We start from the raw sequence: 13,960 nt of genomic DNA on the forward strand, positions 1-13,960 counted from the left end.
GTAATTATACTAAAAACTGTTAAAAGACTTTTTCTATTTTTTCATATAAGGTGCTAATACTCTCAAAATTTCTTCCTTATCCTTCTTTAACTCAAGTGATGTTAACATATCCATCGTTCTCGGCCTAGGTAATTTCACTTGTACCTCACCAACTATTGATGCTGGTCTTTGAGATAAAATAAATACGCGATCCGAAAGCAAGATTGCCTCATCTAAGTCGTGTGTAACCATAACGATTGTTTGCTTCTCTTGGTGCCAAGAGTTTAAAAGCCAGCTATGTACTTCCATTTTTGTAAAAGCATCTAATTTACCAAAAGGCTCATCAAGTAACATAATTGGCTTTTCACATAAATATGTGCGCAGAAAACTAATTCTTTGACGCATACCACCAGACAATTCATCTGGATAATGGTCTGCATATTCATCTAGTTCAAACTGCTTTAATGCTTCCATTCCTTCTGTTAGCCTTTGTTTTTTGGGCTTTCCTTCAATTTCTAACGGAAGGACGATATTTTGCAAAGCTGACCGCCACGGTAGTAATAAATCCTGCTGCGGCATATAACTTACAACATCTTGCTCTTGCATTTGCTTATCGTTATACGTTACACTTCCACTTGTTGGATTTTCAACATTTGCGATCATATTTAATAGTGTACTTTTCCCGCAACCACTCGGTCCTACAAAAGAAACGAACTCTCCCTCTCGTATAGAAGCACTAATATTTGCTAATACATTCTTTCCATCGAAAGATTTCACAATATCTTTTATTTGTAATCCGCTCATTTTTCACTTGGAAGGAACTCATTTGTAAAGGCATCTTTCACATCAATTTTCTTCTTAATAACTTTGTTATCATATAAGAAATTCATGTAATTCGTCCAAACTTCTTCCTTCTGTACTCCCCATGCTTTTGCATCATCTTGATACTTCGTACTTAACCATTTTTGACTTTCTTGTACTAACTCTTTATTTACATCTGGAACGGCTTTAATTAAAATATCAGCAGCTTCTTTCGGTTCTTTAATTGCAAAATTATACCCCTCTGTCGTTGCACTCATAAACTTTTTCACAAAGTCTTTATCTTGCTTCGTATGTTTTTCACTCGTAATAATAACAGGACTATAGAAATCAAGCGCTGGGTCTAAGTCTTTCACCATAATCGTATTTAACTCTTTTCCTTGGCGCTTCGCTTCAATACCGTCCCATCCGTAATATATCCATTCAAAGTCTGCATCACGACCAATTGATTTAAAGAAATCTGTTTGTCCTAAGATGATTTTTTCCACTTTATTAAAATCGGCTTGATTTTTCTCCATAATTGTCTTTAATGTGGCTTCTTCCGCTGGTCCTCCCCAGCCACCATAACGTTTACCTTCAAAATCTTTCGGCGAAGTCATGTTATCTTTCTTAAGCGATGCAAAAGCTGAAGTATTATGCTGAATAATCGCTCCTACTGATACAACAGGAATACCTTCCACACGAGCCAACGTTACATTTTCTTGCGCGCTTATTGCGAAGTCAGCTTTTCCTGAAGCTATCATTTGCTCTGCCGTCACATTATCACCAGGCTGAATAATTTCTACATCTAAGCCTTGCTTTTTATAATAATCTTTCGCTTTCGCTACATATAAGCCAGTATGATTCGTATTTGGAAACCAATCTAGCACTACTTTTACTTTTTGATCTTTACTTGCACTTTCTTCTTTCTTCGCCGGATTACATCCAGCCACACCTACCGCTAATAAGGCAGCCAACATAACTTTTAAACCTTTTTTCATTTTCTGCCGTCCTTTCTATATATCCATGGTGCTGTTATTCTTGCCATAAACTCCACGATAAAATACAGACATAATGTCACCATTACAATAATTGCTGCAACACCAAATACTCGGGCTGTTAAAAAGGATTTCGTAGCCCTTGTAAGCATAACTCCTAATCCTTCACTGGCACCGAGCCATTCTCCAATAATCGCTCCCATTACGCTATATGTAACTGCAATTTTTAAACCGGAGAAAAAGTATGGAAGCACTGCTGGAAACTTTACTTTCTGGTAAACTTGCCATTTCGTTGCCTTCATCGTTTGCAACAACTTCAACATATTTTTATCTACCGTTTGAAAACCTTCTAAAATGCTAAGCGCAATCGGGAAGAAACAAACGAGTATGACTACCATTACTTTCGGTAGCATTCCATATCCAAACCAAATAATAAATAACGGTGCAAGTACAACGATTGGAATCGTTTGCGAAATAACAAGCAACGGATTTATTAAAATACGAAATAAAGGGATAACGTCCATAAGAATTGCAATGCTTGTCCCAATTAAAATCGCAAAGAACAGTCCAATTATAACCTCTTGCAGCGTCTGCATCGTATTCGGTAATAGTAAATCTTTCATTCCAATTAATTCTTGAACAATGGCAGAAGGCTTCGGTAAAATCCACGGTTCAATTTTAAATAATGAAACAGATCCTTCCCATATCGCAATGAGAAGGATAAGCCAAATTGCTGTAATTATTTTAGATTGCTTCTGGTTTTGCATATTCATCACGGTACTTCCAAACTTTTTCATCTATCGTTACACCAGTGCTTGGACGATAATGGATTTTAATAGAAGTAATCACTTCTTCTGCTCCAGCGTCCACACAAGCTTGTTGTGCACGTTTAATGATATCAAGAAGTACATCTAATTCTCCTTCCAGCGTCGTTTCCATTGCCCCTACTTCATAACGAACTCCCGATTGTTGTACAACCTCAATCGCTTTATCAACAACAGAATACACATCTTTGTTCTTTGCTTGTGGTACTACTGAAAACGAAATTGTAACTTGTTGTGACATAATAAAATCCCCCTTATGAAATTAAATTTTAAAACAAGAAAAGGCTTTCCTACTGCGTAGGAAAGCCTTGTATGCAAGTTATTATAGAATAACATATGCTACATCACTTTAAGTAACTCCCTACGCTGGCATTATCCAGATCAGGTTGAGGGTCGATGTTTGCTCACATCCTCTCAGCCAATTGGCTCCCCGGTCCTTAATTCGTTTTCATTGTAGCATGATTTATTTTATTGAACAAACAAAAGCATGTATAATCATTTCATTTAACTTTTGAATTCCCCAATTAACTCTTGTAACTCCTGTGAGAGCCAGCTTAAAGAACTGGCTAATTCAGCAATATCCTGTACAGACATTTCCTGTTCTTTCATGATTTCTTCAACATTACTACTACTATTCGCATACTTATTTGCAATAAGTGATAGTTCATTTACAACACGAACAATATTTTGGCTATTTTGCAATATATTATTTGAATTGCTAGAAACAACTCCAACTTGATTGGTAACAGTTTGTGCTGATTTCGAAATTTTTTCAAAGAAAGCACCACTACTTTCAACAAGTTTCATTCCAGACTCTACTTCTTTTGAGGTTTTTTGCATTGAAACAACAGCTTCTTCCGTTCCTGCTTGTGTTTCCCCTATTAATTTTGCTATATCTTTTGCTGATACTTCCGTCTGCTCTGCTAATTTACGCACTTCATCAGCAACAACGGCAAATCCCTCTCCAGTTTCCTCAGCACGTGAAGCTTCAATAGTAGCATGTAAAGCTAGCGAATTCGCTTGATTTGAAATACTTGTAATTACAGTTACAATATCACTAATTTCTTTTGATCTTACTTCCAAAGAATAAATGATAGAAGATAAATCTTGTACTGCATTTTGTATTATGTTCATTTGATTCATCGTCTTTTCAATAATACCATTTCCTTTTTCTGAATGATGCTTTGTACCTTCAGACTCTTTCGTCATTTGTTTTGCAATATTAGTTATCTCTTCCATCCTATTTTCCATTTCATATACAATATCTAAATACTTTGGTACTGACGTTTCTTGCAATTGAACGCCAGCCCTTAACTCAACTATAGAACTTACGATTCCTTGGACTGCCATGCTATTTTCTTTCGTACTCACTGACAATTCTTGTGAAGATGAGGAAACCTGTTCTGCTGTCTGCTTCACTTTATCTATAATTCCTTTAAACTTCTCGATGGTATTATTAAAATACGCATTAATAATACCAATATCATCTGGTCTTTCCTCTAATTTAATACTTAAATCACCTTCACCAACTCTGCGTAATCCTTCACGTAAATCCCGCAATGGAGCAAGTGCGTTACGTACGATTAAGAATTGAATAACAGTTGCAATTAAAACAGAAATACAAATAAACATTAAACCTTGTATAATGAATTTTTCCTTTGTAATAGGAACAATAGAAGCATCTACATCGGCTGCAACAATTGCCACAATATTTCCGTCTCCATCTTTAATTGGCTCTAATATCGTTACCCATGATCCTAATAGATCTTCATATACTACTGTCATGTTTGCTTTTTTCGTGCTCATTACCTTATCGTATGCTTTCATCCAAAGATCTGGTTGTTTATAATATTCTCCCGGCCTTACTTCAACAACATTTGCTAAGTCTGTAGACAAGTCGACGATTAGTAACTCACCTTTTTCATTTTTTTTTGCTCCAACAATGTACGTTTGTCCAACACTATTCAATTCTTCCGTTGCTTCATCTAATTTCTCTGTTAACTTCTCTCTCTTTTCTCTTTGTGCCACTGGGTCTTTTGTAACATCTCTCACTATTTCTTCGTCTAATTTATGTAATACCGTATCTCCTGTTTCAAAAGAATGCCTTTCAAATATAGACATCATGCTATTTTGAAACATGTTAAAACTTAACGCTCCCATAGTACCAACAAGCGTCAAAATAACTAACACAGTTAACAATACATTCTTTTGAAGAAATGATAGCTTGTGCCAATATTTTTTCATTCACATCACCTTTCTTAATTAACTTAATATAAAGGAAAACTATTAAAATAGAAACCTTATCAACAACTGATAAGGTTTCTCATTTGTTTGCAAATAAAAAAAGACCAATGAAAAAGCATTGGTCAAGACCAACCCTATCCGTCCGGTAACTGGCTAGCGTAGCCTTTCGGCCTTAGCTCCTGTAGTTTTGCGTCCTAATGTTTCCATCAGTTTGCCTTTCTCGCTGAACGAGTTGAACGATATGGGAGTTCTATGAGAATTACATTATTCTCTATCAAAGATTACAACATAAAAATTAAAATGTCCACCTATTTAGAGATACAAATGTAAAATTTGGCTGTATTATTTTTTCAAAATAATTTAACAAAGTACGTGAATGTTACATTTCTTGTGTTATATAATAAAAAATGTATATAACACAAGGATTGTTTTGAATATTTATTTTAATTTTCTTTTAAATTAAATTATTCGAATATATCTTAACTAATGAATTTCGGAGGTAGTTTATCATGTTTTGGCTACAATTTCTTACGTTACTACTCTGCATTTTTATTGGCGCACGTCTAGGCGGAGTTGGTCTAGGAGTAATGGGTGGCGTTGGTATGGCAATACTTGTTTTCGTCTTCCACTTACAACCTACAGCTCCTCCTATTGATGTCATGCTTATGATTTTAGCAGTAATTACAGCTGCTGGTGCACTCCAAGCCTCTGGAGGAATGGACTACCTTGTTCATCTGGCCGAGAAAGCATTACGAAAAAATCCAAAACGCATTACATTCTTTGCTCCAATTGTTACTTATCTATTTACACTTTGTGCAGGAACTGGTCACGTTGCTTATTCTGTACTTCCTGTTATCGCAGAAGTCTCTCGCGAATCTGGAATTAGACCGGAACGACCAATGTCAATTGCCGTAATTGCTTCCCAACAAGCAATTACAGCTAGTCCTATATCAGCTGCAACAGTTGCACTTTTAGCAATGTTAGCTGACTATAAAATCACCTTATTAGATATTTTAAAAGTAAGTATCCCTTCTACTTTTATCGCTTGTATGATAGCTGCATTTGTTGCTAGCAAAATGGGGAAAGAATTAAATAAAGACCCTGAATACTTAAAACGATTAAAAGAAGGAATGATTCCTAAGATTGAAGAGAAAAAAGAATTCGTTGGTGTAAAAGGCGCTAAATTATCAGTTATCCTTTTCTTAGTAGGAACTTTCCTTGTCGTACTTCTCGGTTCATTTGAAGCACTTCGTCCAGGATGGATAGTTGATGGGAAGTTAGCCCGTCTTTCCATGCCAAACACAATTGAAATGGTTATGTTAACGATCGCAGCTCTTATTATTATTTTCTGTAAACCAAATGTAGAAAGCATCGTGTCTGGTAACGTCTTTAAAGCGGGGGCAACAGCAGTTGTTGCTATTTTCGGGATCGCTTGGATGGGAGATACTTTCTTTAACGGAAACTTAAATATGATTCAAGGATCCATTCAGCATCTAGTAACAAGTGCACCATGGCTATTTGCCATCGCATTATTCATTCTATCTATTTTACTATATAGCCAAGCCGCAACAGTACGCGCTTTAATGCCTCTGGGATTATCACTCGGTATTCCACCAGCACTACTAATCGCGATGTTCCCTGCAGTAAATGGATACTTCTTCATTCCAAACTATGGAACAATCGTTGCTGCCATTAACTTTGATCGTACTGGTACAACTGGCATTGGTAAATATGTTTTAAATCATAGCTTTATGATTCCAGGACTAATCGCAACATTCACTTCTATCGGAATTGGAATGCTCTTAATTTCAATTATGTTTTAAAGAAAAAGCACAAACCTACAAATTTACAGGGTTTGTGCTTTTTTAATCAAACGTTTGTTTAAATATTTTTAACTGTCCATGCTTCCATTATGTTCTTTACTATTTGTGTGAAATACCCTTTTTCTACAAATTCTTACTTACTTCCTCTACTAGCTTCTTCGTACTTTCATACGCAGATTCCGCTAAACTAATCGCAGAAATAATGGAAACACCGTCCGCACCTGCTTCTATAACCGAAGCGGTATTTTCAATTGAAATGCCTCCAATTCCGACAATAGGTATTGTAATTCCTTGTTCTCTAAAATGAGCTAAACCTTTCGTTCCTTGCACTGCTTTCGTATCTTTTTTCGTACTCGTTGGGAAAATAGGGCCAACCCCTAAATAATCCGCTCCGTTTTCAATTGCCCAGCGCGCTTCTTCAATTGTATGTGTAGATACACCGATAATTTTATCCCCCATTTTTTCACGAACAGAAGTAATTCCTTCATCATCTTGCCCTACATGCACACCATCCGCATCTAACTCGAGTGCTAGTTCCACATCATCATTTACGATGAATGGTATACCATACTCCTTACAAATTGCTTGTAATTCTTTTGCGAAACAAATACGTTCTTCTCCTGTTAAAGCCCCTTCTCCCTTTTCACGAAATTGAAAAATTGTTATACCGCCTTCAAGTGCATCTTTCAATATTTGTAGTGGATCCTTCGTACAATTGTTACTTCCCATAATAAAATATACGGATAACAACCTAGACATTTCTGCCTTTGAAATACGCGACATTTATTTTCCCTCCTTACTATATAACCTCAATCTTCCCATACTTCTCTATATCACCCGAAGTAGTATTCGCTAACTGATTTAAAAATTCAATTTGGAAACTACCAGGTCCTTTTTCTACTGTCTTAGCAGCTGCTAGTTCCGCGGCTACACCATAAAACGTTAATGCCGCTACCGCTGCCTTTACATAATCCTTTTCTACCGCTACAAATGCTCCTATTACAGAAGTTAGCAAACAACCAGTTCCCGTAACTTTTGTTAAAATAGAGTGACCATTTTGAATAACAATCGTTCGCTCTCCATCTGTAACAACATCTTCTTCTCCAGTAATTACTGCAACTGTATTCAATTCATCCGCTGCCTGCTTTGCAATACTTACGACATTACCATTTCCAGCACCAGCGTCTACCCCTTTAATTTCCCATCTCTCATTAATAACGTTCGCTATTTCAGCTGCATTTCCGCGAATAATTGCTAATTCGATTTCAGCCGGAATATGTCTCGCAACTTCTGTTCGATAAGACGTTGCTCCTGCGCCAACTGGATCAAACAGTACTGGTACATTGTTCACATTTGCAGATTTACCAGCAAGTAACATCGCTTCTACTTCTTCAGGACGAAGCGTCCCCATATTTAATACTAGCGCTCCAGCAATACTAGCCATTTCTGCCACTTCTTCTTTTGCATACGCCATTACAGGTGATGCCCCTAACGCTAACAAACCGTTAGCTGTAAAATTTGTTACAACAACATTTGTAATATTATGAACGAGTGGATTAGATTCTCTCACCAAATCCACTACTTTACTAATTTCTTTCACATTCATCCTTCTCATCTCCTAACTATAGTGATGGGAGATACACAAAAAGGCACTTTGCGCGTACGCAAAGTGCCTGAACATGTGCTTTTACACTCTCCCTACGCTGGCATTATCCAACAGGTTCAAATGGTCAATGACGGACTAGTCATACTCTCAGTTTGTATCCACAAACTCCCATGTGTTTAGTATTCATCTACTTCAAAGTCTACTCTTATTCTAGTAAAATAACAAGTTCTTTACTTTTCTATTTAATATAGAAGCAACTGATAAAACAATAAGCATAATAACTATCTATTTCTCACAGTCTCATCATGGTGCATATTATGTTCTGTCACCATCGTTCACTTTCAAACAGATGTTATTCCATTAAAAAACGTTCAAATCTGGAGCGAAACTGAATCTCAAGAAGATGTATGCTATAGTTAACGTATGGAAATTTGAAAGGATGTTTTAAATATGTCAAAAAGCGTTGTAATCGCTGAAAAGCCTTCCGTTGCACGAGATATTGCACGTGTACTGAAGTGTGATAAAAAAGGAAATGGCTACCTTGAAGGTAGTAAATATATTGTAACTTGGGCTTTAGGTCATCTTGTTACATTAGCAGATCCAGAAAGCTATGATGTGAAATATAAAAAGTGGAATTTAGAAGATTTACCGATGCTACCTGAGCGTTTGAAATTAACAGTTATTAAACAAACAGGGAAACAATTTAATACTGTAAAAAGTCAGCTTCTTAGAAAAGATGTAAATGAAATCATTGTAGCAACAGACGCTGGACGTGAAGGAGAATTGGTTGCTCGCTGGATTATTGATAAGGTTCGAATTAACAAACCAATCAAACGTCTATGGATTTCATCTGTTACTGATAAAGCAATTAAAGATGGTTTCGCAAATTTAAAACCAGGTAAAGCATATGACAATTTATACGCTTCAGCAGTTGCACGTTCAGAAGCTGACTGGTATATCGGTCTTAACGCGACTCGAGCTTTAACGACTCGCTTTAATGCCCAGCTTAACTGTGGCCGTGTGCAAACACCTACTGTCGCTATGATTGCTAATCGTGAAGATGAAATAAAGAACTTCAAAGCGCAAACTTACTACGGCATCGAAGCTCAAACAACGAATCAGTTAAAACTAACTTGGCAAGATGCAAACGGCAATAGCCGTAGTTTTAATAAAGAAAAAATTGATGGTATTGTAAAAGTTTTAGATAAACATAATGCTACTGTTGTGGAAATTGATAAAAAACAGAAGAAATCATTTTCTCCTGGTCTTTACGATTTAACTGAATTACAACGTGATGCCAATAAAAAGTTCGGTTACTCTGCGAAAGAAACATTAAACATTATGCAGAAATTATATGAGCAACACAAAGTGCTAACGTACCCTCGTACAGATTCACGCTATATTTCATCTGATATCGTTGGAACACTTCCAGAACGTCTAAAAGCATGTGGTGTTGGAGAGTACCGTCCTTTAGCACATAAAGTATTACAAAAGCCTATCAAGGCTAATAAATCATTTGTTGATGATAGTAAAGTAAGCGATCACCACGCAATTATTCCGACAGAAGGATACGTTAACTTCTCAGCCTTCACAGATAAAGAACGTAAAATTTATGATTTAGTTGTAAAACGCTTCTTAGCTGTTTTATTCCCAGCATTCGAATACGAACAACTAACGTTACGCACAAAGGTTGGTAATGAAACATTCATTGCACGCGGAAAAACAATTTTACATGCCGGCTGGAAGGAAGTATACGAAAATCGCTTTGAAGATGATGATGTAACTGATGATGTTAAAGAGCAGCTTTTACCTCGCATCGAAAAAGGCGATACATTAACTGTAAAATTAATTATGCAAACATCAGGCCAAACGAAAGCACCTGCACGTTTTAACGAGGCTACTTTACTTTCAGCAATGGAAAACCCTACAAAATATATGGATACGCAAAATAAACAACTTGCTGATACATTAAAATCAACTGGTGGATTAGGTACTGTAGCAACGCGTGCTGATATTATCGACAAGCTATTCAATTCGTTCTTAATTGAAAAACGTGGTAAAGATATTCACATTACTTCAAAAGGCCGTCAGTTACTTGATTTAGTACCAGAAGAGTTAAAATCACCTACACTAACTGGTGAGTGGGAACAAAAGCTAGAGGCAATTGCAAAGGGTAAACTGAAAAAAGAAGTATTCATTTCAGAAATGAAGAACTATACGAAAGAAATTGTTTCTGAAATTAAATCGAGTGATAAAAAATATAAACATGACAACATTTCAACAAAGTCTTGTCCAGACTGCGGGAAACCAATGCTAGAGGTAAACGGCAAAAAAGGAAAGATGCTCGTTTGCCAAGACCGTGAATGTGGTCATCGTAAAAACGTATCTCGTACAACAAACGCTCGCTGCCCTCAGTGTAAGAAGAAGTTAGAATTACGTGGTGAAGGCGCAGGACAAATCTTCGCATGTAAATGTGGCTATCGCGAGAAATTATCCACATTCCAAGAAAGACGTAAAAAGGAATCTGGAAACAAAGCTGATAAGCGTGATGTTCAAAAATATATGAAACAACAAAACAAAGAAGAAGAACCATTAAACAACCCATTCGCAGAAGCATTAAAAAAATTAAAATTTGATTAAACAAAAAAGTTCCTACCTCTATCGGTAGGAACTTTTTATTTTAGTGAATGATTTTACTTCCTTTTGCATTCTCAACAAATTTTTCACTTGATTTGTTAATTGGTGTTTTCAATAATAACGCAGCAACAATCATAACTACTACGAAAGCACTTAACACAAGTAAATCTCGCGTTACAATATCCCAAAGCATTCCGCCTACTGTTTCACGAATTGCGCTAATTGCGTATGTGAATGGTAAGAACGGATAAATCGCTTGGAAGAACGCCGGTGTCATTTGAATTGGGAATGTTCCGCCCGATCCTGCTACTTGCAGTACAAGTAAAATGATCGCCATCGATTTCCCAACGTTTCCGAAAATAGAAACGAGTGAGTATACGATACAAACGAAGACTCCACCAATAAATAAACTAAATAACACAAACCAAAACTTATCGACTACGTACGTACCAAGTAAGAATATATCTCCCATTGATACGATAAACGCTTGTGAAAGACCTATCGTTAAGAATGTTAATAAACGTCCGAAGTAAATTTCATGGCTCTTATAATTCGCGCCCTCTTCATGTACTTCTACTGTTAATAATGAAACCATTAATAATGCTCCTACCCATAATGCAAGCACTGTATAGAATGGTGACATTGCTGAACCGTAGTTCGGCATTGCAAATAATTTATTCTCTTTTAAATTTACTGGATTCGCAAAATAATCACTTTGCTTCTCAACATCGTTTTTCAATAAGCGTATGATATCTTTTAAATCCTCTTCAGATTCAAAATCACGAATTTTATCTGCCAATTCTTTAATCTTTTTCTCAGTAGCTGGCATTTCAGCTTTAATGTCTGCTAATTTCTTTTTACCATCTACTAAGCCTTTTGATGAATCTTCTAGTATTTTTTTAACATCCGGAAGCTTTTTGTCTGCTTCTTTTAAAATTTGAGATGTGTTTTTAGACATCTCTTTCGTACGAGCAATAGCCGCATTGAAATTTGGAGTGATTTCTGAATCATATTTAGCTAAAATGTCACCAATTTGACCCGAAACACTCTTAGATACTTCATTAATACTCTCAATAACATCTGCTGCTGGTTTTTGCCCTTTATTAATAGAGTCAATTCCTTTATCAGTTAAATTGATTCCTTTTTGAAGACCATCTTTTACTTTATTTAATTTAGAAATAGTGTTATTCGTGTTCTTATCACTATTTACATCTGCTAAAACTTTATTTGTATTTTCCAGAACTGGAATCATATCATTAACTAAATTCCATGCTGCTTTGAACTGTCCATTTAAATCATTTAAGGCTACTTTTGTAGAGTCTAATCCATTAACACCTGCGTTGCTTAAGTCTTCTCTTGCTTTTCCAAGTTCTGTTTTTACTCTGCTGTAATCACTTACAGCCTTATCGTACTTTTCTCTACCACTGTCTAATGCCTCATTTGTTTGATTTACTAACTCATTCGCTTTTTTTATATCTTGATTTAAATTACCTCTAAGTTGTTGCGCATCTTCTTTTACACCTTCAGCCTTATCTTTCAATTGCTCGGCTGTACTTACTGCTTTTTCAAAATCAGTTACGAATGTTGCATTATAATCTGCTTCTGCTTGATTTACCAAGTTATTTATTGCATCTAACTTTTTATTAGTAGCATCTCTTACATCTTTTTTCACTTCTTGCCCTGTACCAATAATATTAGCAATATCTTTAACGCCACCATTTGCATTTTCGATAGCTGATTTAAGGTTTGTTAATCTTTCTATTCTCTTTTGGAAGAATTCTTTTCCAAAATCAGTTGATGCCGACTCTTTAAATTTAGTAAAGACATCAATTACATATGAAACACTATCCGCACGTCCTTGCAGCGTCTCAGAAACATTATTAAGATCTTGTTTCGCTTTTTCTGGATCAAAATTACCATTTTGTAACCCGTTTATAACACCTTGTGCATAAGTTGTTCCAACACGTATTGAGCTGAAAACATTATTTACAGTTTGATCAATATTTTTAGCAATATTCTTATACCCATCACCATTCACTTGCGGTAACGCTGGAATTTCTGGTATTTGCGGTATTTGTGGAAGAGTTATATTAGGTAACACTGGGAATTTAGCTGGATCTGGAAGTGTCAGATTAAAATCAAATGAAGGATTTTTTAAGTAATCCGTAATTTTCGCTGCAGCATCCAAGCCCTGCTTCGTTACAATTAAATTATTCTTAATAGTTCCCGGAGCACGATTCAATGTTTCATCATTTCTCGCAAAGAACGCATCTAAACTCTTAAGTGTATCCTGCCCATCATTAATAACACTTTCCACAACTGGCAACTCTTTCTGCGCTACTTTCACAACATCTTCTGCTCGAGTCGCATCATCTAACGCCTTATCCATCAGTGTATTCATTTCTGGGAACTGCGCTTCTAGCTTAAAGACAAGATCTTTTACTTTCTCGATACTTGGTAAGTTTGTTTCTAAATCGATTCCAAGGTCATTGAAGATTTTAAAAATCTCACCGTTCGCTGTTTTAACAAAGTTTTTACTAATTTCTTCTGTAATACCTGATGCACCTTTTGCTGTAATTTTCGGCGCAATCGCATTTACCTTTTCATTTACATAGTAATCAAGTTCTGGCTTCTGCGGATTTTCATCCAGAACAGTTGCAATCTTTTCAGAGAAATCTTTTGGGATTGTAATGCTCGCATAGTAATCCCCGCGTTCAACTCCATAAATTGCTTGTTTTTCATCTACAAATTTCCACCCAAGATTTTTGTTTTTCTTCAGGGAATCTACAATTTCTTTTCCAATATTAATATCTTTCCCTCTCAAGTTAGAGCCTGCATCTTGGTTAGAAACTGCAATGGGAACTTCTTTTGTATTTCCATATGGATCCCAAGAAGCCTTAATGTTAAACCATGCATATAACGATGGTAAAATCATTAACCCTAAAACAATAACAATTGCAGCCCAATGTTTAGCTACATTCCGTAAATCTGTCTTATAAATACGCCAAATTTGTTTCATAGAAGTTATCACCTAATTATATATTTTTCCTT

General features: G+C 36.0%; 10 protein-coding genes and 3 riboswitches. Of the genes, 2 read left to right on the forward strand and 8 right to left on the reverse strand.

Features of this window, described 5'->3' with window-relative positions; genetic code table 11:
- Positions 1-33: 33 nt before the first annotated feature.
- From PDK19_RS25195 to PDK19_RS25215, 5 genes are all read right to left on the reverse strand, one after another.
- Positions 34-783: an ABC transporter ATP-binding protein gene (locus PDK19_RS25195; RefSeq protein ID WP_049114345.1), complete on the reverse strand. Its 750-nt coding sequence runs from the start codon at positions 781-783 to the stop codon at positions 34-36.
- A complete protein-coding gene (locus PDK19_RS25200) occupies positions 780-1,778 on the reverse strand; it encodes an ABC transporter substrate-binding protein (RefSeq protein WP_049114343.1) in 999 nt (332 codons plus the stop codon). The genes PDK19_RS25195 and PDK19_RS25200 overlap by 4 nt, the downstream gene beginning before the upstream one ends.
- Entirely contained in the window at positions 1,775-2,548 is a 774-nt protein-coding gene (locus PDK19_RS25205; RefSeq protein WP_001057149.1) for an ABC transporter permease, read from the reverse strand. The genes PDK19_RS25200 and PDK19_RS25205 overlap by 4 nt, the downstream gene beginning before the upstream one ends.
- Positions 2,520-2,840: an MTH1187 family thiamine-binding protein gene (locus PDK19_RS25210; RefSeq protein ID WP_000082897.1), complete on the reverse strand. Its 321-nt coding sequence runs from the start codon at positions 2,838-2,840 to the stop codon at positions 2,520-2,522. Before PDK19_RS25210 ends, PDK19_RS25205 begins: the two co-directional genes overlap by 29 nt.
- A 100-nt stretch (positions 2,841-2,940) precedes the next feature.
- Positions 2,941-3,042, reverse strand: a riboswitch (TPP riboswitch).
- Between the two features lie 61 nt (positions 3,043-3,103).
- The gene (locus PDK19_RS25215) at positions 3,104-4,843 is read right to left on the reverse strand and encodes a methyl-accepting chemotaxis protein (RefSeq protein ID WP_049122601.1); all 1,740 of its coding nucleotides are present in this window, start codon (positions 4,841-4,843) and stop codon (positions 3,104-3,106) included.
- Between the two features lie 141 nt (positions 4,844-4,984).
- A riboswitch (cyclic di-GMP riboswitch) is annotated at positions 4,985-5,069 on the reverse strand.
- Positions 5,070-5,352: 283 nt separating this feature from the next.
- Here PDK19_RS25215 and PDK19_RS25220 point away from each other — a divergent pair.
- Entirely contained in the window at positions 5,353-6,666 is a 1,314-nt protein-coding gene (locus PDK19_RS25220) for an anaerobic C4-dicarboxylate transporter (protein ID WP_270708168.1), read from the forward strand.
- 123 nt (positions 6,667-6,789) lie between these two features.
- On the opposite strand, the gene thiE is transcribed toward PDK19_RS25220, so the two are convergent.
- A complete protein-coding gene (thiE, locus tag PDK19_RS25225; protein ID WP_048657131.1) occupies positions 6,790-7,449 on the reverse strand; it encodes a thiamine phosphate synthase in 660 nt (219 codons plus the stop codon).
- Positions 7,450-7,465: 16 nt separating this feature from the next.
- Entirely contained in the window at positions 7,466-8,272 is an 807-nt protein-coding gene (gene thiM, locus PDK19_RS25230) for a hydroxyethylthiazole kinase (RefSeq protein ID WP_062822013.1), read from the reverse strand.
- Positions 8,273-8,344: 72 nt separating this feature from the next.
- A riboswitch (TPP riboswitch) is annotated at positions 8,345-8,454 on the reverse strand.
- 268 nt (positions 8,455-8,722) lie between these two features.
- Between thiM and topB the strand changes: the two genes are divergently transcribed.
- Positions 8,723-10,912, forward strand: coding sequence for a DNA topoisomerase III (topB, locus tag PDK19_RS25235; RefSeq protein WP_062822014.1), 2,190 nt, complete (start codon positions 8,723-8,725; stop codon positions 10,910-10,912).
- Between the two features lie 40 nt (positions 10,913-10,952).
- On the opposite strand, the gene PDK19_RS25240 is transcribed toward topB, so the two are convergent.
- The gene (locus PDK19_RS25240; protein ID WP_270700270.1) at positions 10,953-13,928 is read right to left on the reverse strand and encodes a YhgE/Pip domain-containing protein; all 2,976 of its coding nucleotides are present in this window, start codon (positions 13,926-13,928) and stop codon (positions 10,953-10,955) included.
- Between the last annotated feature and the right edge of the window lie 32 nt (positions 13,929-13,960).

Source organism: Bacillus cereus group sp. BcHK124, assembly GCF_027712065.1.
Taxonomy (GTDB): Bacteria; Bacillota; Bacilli; order Bacillales; family Bacillaceae_G; genus Bacillus_A; species Bacillus_A pacificus.

Coding starts and splice junctions, on each gene's coding strand:
- PDK19_RS25210 (WP_000082897.1), bottom strand. CDS start 2,840: ATGTCACAACAAGTTACAATTTCGTTTTCAGTAGTACCACAAGCAAAG.
- topB (WP_062822014.1), top strand. CDS start 8,723: ATGTCAAAAAGCGTTGTAATCGCTGAAAAGCCTTCCGTTGCACGAGAT.
- PDK19_RS25200 (WP_049114343.1), bottom strand. CDS start 1,778: ATGAAAAAAGGTTTAAAAGTTATGTTGGCTGCCTTATTAGCGGTAGGT.
- thiM (WP_062822013.1), bottom strand. CDS start 8,272: ATGAATGTGAAAGAAATTAGTAAAGTAGTGGATTTGGTGAGAGAATCT.
- PDK19_RS25240 (WP_270700270.1), bottom strand. CDS start 13,928: ATGAAACAAATTTGGCGTATTTATAAGACAGATTTACGGAATGTAGCT.
- PDK19_RS25215 (WP_049122601.1), bottom strand. CDS start 4,843: ATGAAAAAATATTGGCACAAGCTATCATTTCTTCAAAAGAATGTATTG.
- PDK19_RS25205 (WP_001057149.1), bottom strand. CDS start 2,548: ATGAATATGCAAAACCAGAAGCAATCTAAAATAATTACAGCAATTTGG.
- thiE (WP_048657131.1), bottom strand. CDS start 7,449: ATGTCGCGTATTTCAAAGGCAGAAATGTCTAGGTTGTTATCCGTATAT.
- PDK19_RS25220 (WP_270708168.1), top strand. CDS start 5,353: ATGTTTTGGCTACAATTTCTTACGTTACTACTCTGCATTTTTATTGGC.
- PDK19_RS25195 (WP_049114345.1), bottom strand. CDS start 783: ATGAGCGGATTACAAATAAAAGATATTGTGAAATCTTTCGATGGAAAG.